Origin of the sequence: Streptococcus parasanguinis, from assembly GCF_001578955.1 — a bacterium.
GTDB classification, from domain to species: domain Bacteria; phylum Bacillota; class Bacilli; order Lactobacillales; family Streptococcaceae; genus Streptococcus; species Streptococcus parasanguinis_U.
Window position 1 is genome coordinate 229,491 of record NZ_KQ969690.1, and the last position, 4,494, is coordinate 233,984.

3 protein-coding genes are annotated in these 4,494 nt (G+C 42.4%); all 3 read left to right on the plus strand.

Annotated elements, in window-relative coordinates:
* Window positions 1-924, plus strand: a 924-nt coding sequence (gene prsA, locus SPADD19_RS04970; protein ID WP_061455422.1) for a peptidylprolyl isomerase PrsA, incomplete at its 5' end; no start/stop codon positions are given.
* A 253-nt stretch (window positions 925-1,177) separates the two neighbouring features.
* Window positions 1,178-1,663, plus strand: coding sequence for an LURP-one-related/scramblase family protein (locus SPADD19_RS04975; protein WP_061455423.1), 486 nt, complete (start codon window positions 1,178-1,180; stop codon window positions 1,661-1,663).
* 24 nt (window positions 1,664-1,687) lie between these two features.
* Window positions 1,688-4,306 carry an alanine--tRNA ligase gene (alaS, locus tag SPADD19_RS04980; RefSeq protein WP_061455424.1) on the plus strand — a complete coding sequence of 873 codons (2,619 nt, stop codon included), beginning with the start codon at window positions 1,688-1,690 and terminating at the stop codon, window positions 4,304-4,306.
* Window positions 4,307-4,494: the final 188 nt, after the last annotated feature.

The window sequence follows — 4,494 nt, forward strand, 5'->3', positions numbered from 1 at the left end:
GGTGCTGTGACCTTGCTATCAGTCGTAACATTAGCAGCCTGTGCCAATAGCACAAACAAAGATGTCGTGACCATGAAAGGGGACACGATCACGGTTTCAGATTTCTATGATGAAATCAAATCAAACCAAGGAGCCCAACAAGTTCTTTTCCAAATGACTATCAATAAAGTTTTTGAAAAAGAATATGGATCAAAAATTTCTGATAAAGAAGTCGATAAAGAATTGGCTAAACAAAAGAAACAATTGGGCAACCAATTTGATGCTTACTTGGCGCAACAAGGCTTGACGGAAGAAACAGCGAAGAAACAAATCCGTAGCAATATGTTGTTGGAATATGCAGTTAGCCAAGCTGCTAAGAAAGATATCAAAGAGTCTGACTACAAGGCGGCTTTTGAATCTTATACACCTGAGGTAACAGCACAAATTATCAAGTTGGATTCTGAAGACAAAGCAAAAGAAGTATTGGAAGCAGCTAAAGCGGAAGGTGCAGACTTTGCCAAAATTGCAAAAGATAATTCAACAGATACCGCTACAAAAGACAAAGGTGGTGAAGTCAAGTTCGATTCAGGAACAGCAGATATCCCATCTCAAGTCAAAGAAGCTGCCTTTAAGTTGGATGAAAACGGGATTTCAGATGTCATCACAGTATCAGCAGGTCAAAACTACTCAGCTAGCTACTATATTGTCAAATTGAATAAGAAGACAGAAAAAGGTTCTGACTGGAAGAAATACGAAAAACGTTTGAAAGAGATCATTATTGAAGGTCGTAAGCAAGATACTAATTACATCCGTAGTATTATAGCTAAAGCGATGACCAATGCCAATATTAAGGTTAAAGATGATGCTTTCAAATCTACTTTCAACCAATATTTGCAAAATATCGGTGTTGAAACAAGTGATAGTAAATCATCATCTAAAAAATAGTTGACGGTTCCTTTTGGAACTTGTATAATGAAATAGTTGAGAATGAATCATTGTTACTCGGAATCAGAGAAGTGGCGGGGGTGCGAGCCATGGAAGAGAAATGATTTTGCTACTCAGCTGAGACAATTGCATATAAAAATAAGAATGACAAGTTCATTGAATGAAGGTGGTACCGCGGTTTTTCGCCCTTCGTTTGGTGACTTGTCTTTTGTTTGCGGGCAGTTGTCTGGAGCTTTTTAAAGGAGATCAAAAGATGCGAACCTATCAAGTGAAACAAAAATTTCGATTGGGTGGCGAGCGGTTCGATATCAAAGATGAGTTGGGAAATGTTGAATACCAGGTTGAGGGATCTTTTCTTAAGATTCCCAAGACTTTTACCATCTATGATAAGAATGGACAAGAAGTGAGCCACATTACTAAAAAACCAATCAGCCTTCTTCCTAAGTTTGTGGTTGAGTTGAAGGATGGGGACAGCTTTTTTATCCATAAAAAGCTGACGCTCTTCAGGGATAGGTACGATATCGAAGATTTGGGACTGCGGGTACAAGGAAATATCTGGGACCTAGAATTCAAATTATTCGATGATCGGGATCAAATCGTCGCTGAGATTAGCAAGGAACTCTTTCATCTCACCTCGACCTATCAAGTATCGGTCTATGAGGACGAGTATGCGGATTTAGTCATCTCGCTTTGTGTCGCCATCGATTACGTCGAAATGTTGGAAACTGGCGCCAATTAGTTAAATAAGAATTAGGAGAAAAACATGAAACAATTATCTAGTGCACAAGTCCGCCAAATGTGGCTTGATTTCTGGGCTACAAAAGGCCACTCAGTAGAACCATCCGTTAGCTTGGTTCCTGTAAATGACCCAACCCTTTTGTGGATCAACTCAGGGGTTGCCACTCTTAAAAAATACTTTGATGGAACCATCATTCCTGAAAATCCACGGATTACCAATGCTCAAAAGGCTATCCGTACCAACGATATCGAAAACGTAGGGAAGACAGCGCGTCACCACACCATGTTTGAAATGTTGGGGAACTTCTCAATTGGAGATTACTTCCGTGACGAAGCCATTACCTGGGCTTATGAGCTTTTGACAAGTCCGGAATGGTTTGACTTCCCCAAAGACAAACTTTACATGACCTATTACCCTGACGACAAGGATTCATACAACCGTTGGATTGCTGTTGGTGTGGATCCAAGTCACTTGATTCCAATCGAAGACAACTTCTGGGAAATCGGTGCGGGACCTTCTGGACCAGATACAGAAATCTTCTTTGACCGTGGAGAAGCCTTTGACCCTGAAAATATCGGTCTTCGTCTGCTTGCAGAAGATATCGAAAACGACCGTTACATCGAAATTTGGAACATTGTCTTGTCACAATTTAACGCTGACCCTGCTGTTCCTCGTAGCGAATACAAGGAATTGCCACACAAGAACATTGATACGGGCGCAGGTTTGGAACGTTTGGTAGCCGTTATCCAAGGGGCGAAAACAAACTTTGAAACTGACCTCTTCATGCCAATCATCCGTGAAGTAGAAAAGATGTCTGGTAAAACCTATGATCCAGATGGCGATAACATGAGCTTCAAGGTGATTGCTGACCACATCCGTTCGCTTTCATTTGCGATTGGAGATGGAGCTCTTCCTGGTAATGAAGGACGCGGCTACGTTCTTCGTCGTCTCCTCCGTCGTGCTTCCATGCATGGTCAAAAATTGGGGATTGAAGGAACCTTCTTGTATAAATTGGTTCCAACTGTTGGGAAGATCATGGAAAGCTACTACCCAGAAGTACTTGAAAAACAAGACTTTATCGAAAAAATCATCAAGAGTGAAGAAGAATCGTTTGCTCGTACTTTGAATTCTGGTCAACACTTTGCTCAAACCATCGTTGAAGACTTGAAAGCCAAAGGTCAAACAGTGATTGCTGGTCAAGATGTCTTTAAACTTTATGATACATACGGATTCCCAGTAGAATTGACAGAAGAAATCGCTGAAGAAGCTGGAATGACAGTCGATCGTGACGGTTTTGAAGCGGCTATGAAGGAACAACAAGAACGGGCGCGTGCATCTGCTGTCAAAGGTGGATCCATGGGGATGCAAAATGAAACCCTTCAAAACATTACAGTTGAAAGTAGCTTCAACTACAATGCCAGCCAATTGCCTTCTAAGTTGGTGGCTATCGTAGCGGACAATGCAGAAGTAGAAGCTGTATCTGAAGGGACTGCATCACTGATCTTTGCAGAAACTCCATTCTACGCTGAAATGGGTGGACAAGTTGCGGACCATGGTCAAATCTTGGATGCTGCAGGAAATGTCGTTGCTACAGTAACAGATGTTCAAAAAGCACCAAATGGACAACCACTTCATACTGTTGAAGTTCTTGCCCCTCTTGCCTTGAACCAAGAATACACCTTGGCTATTGATACCAATCGTCGTCATCGTGTCATGAAGAACCACACAGCCACTCACTTGCTCCATGCGGCTCTTCACAATATCCTTGGTAACCACGCAACCCAAGCAGGATCTCTCAACGAGGTAGAATTCCTTCGCTTTGACTTCACTCACTTCCAAGCCGTAACTCCTGAAGAATTGCGCGCTATTGAACAACAAGTCAATGAAAAGATTTGGGAAGCGATCGCAGTCGAAACGATTGAAACAGATATCGATACTGCTAAAGAAATGGGAGCCATGGCCCTCTTTGGTGAGAAATACGGTAAAGAAGTCCGTGTTGTAACCATTGGTGACTACTCAGTGGAACTCTGTGGTGGTACCCACGTAGGCAATACTTCTGAAATTGGTCTCCTCAAGATTGTCAAAGAAGAAGGGATCGGATCAGGAACTCGTCGTATCTTGGCAGTGACTGGTAAGGAAGCCTTCGAAGCTTACCGTGAACAAGAAGATGCTCTGAAAGCAGTCGCAGCAACCTTGAAAGCACCTCAACTCAAAGAAGTCCCTCATAAGGTGGAAGGTCTTCAAGAACAACTCCGTCAATTGCAAAAAGAAAATGCAGAATTGAAGGAAAAAGCAGCAGCAGCTGCAGCAGGTGATGTCTTCAAGAATGTTCAAGAAGCAAACGGACACCGTTACATTGCCAGCCAAGTTTCTGTATCAGATGCAGGTGCCCTTCGTACATTTGCCGATAACTGGAAACAAAAAGACTACTCTGATGTGCTTGTTCTTGTTGCAACCATCGGTGACAAGGTGAACGTCCTTGTAGCCAGCAAGACAAAAGAAGTCCATGCAGGCAATGTGATTAAAGAATTGGCTCCAATCGTCGATGGACGTGGTGGTGGTAAACCAGACATGGCCATGGCAGGAGGAAGCAACCAAGCGAAAATCCAAGAATTGTTGGATGCCGTAGCAGGTAAATTGTAAGAATCGAAGAGGTTGGATGTTTGTCCAACCTCTTTTTTCAAAAAAGAAGCAGATCCAATCAGAAAAAGATTGCAACAAAAAAAACCTTTCCGTCTGGAAAGGTTTCAGATTGAAGATAAAGTCTTCTTAAAAAATTTCCTTAGGTGAGTACGGACGTCAGCGAACTTCTACGAAGTTCCATGACTTAG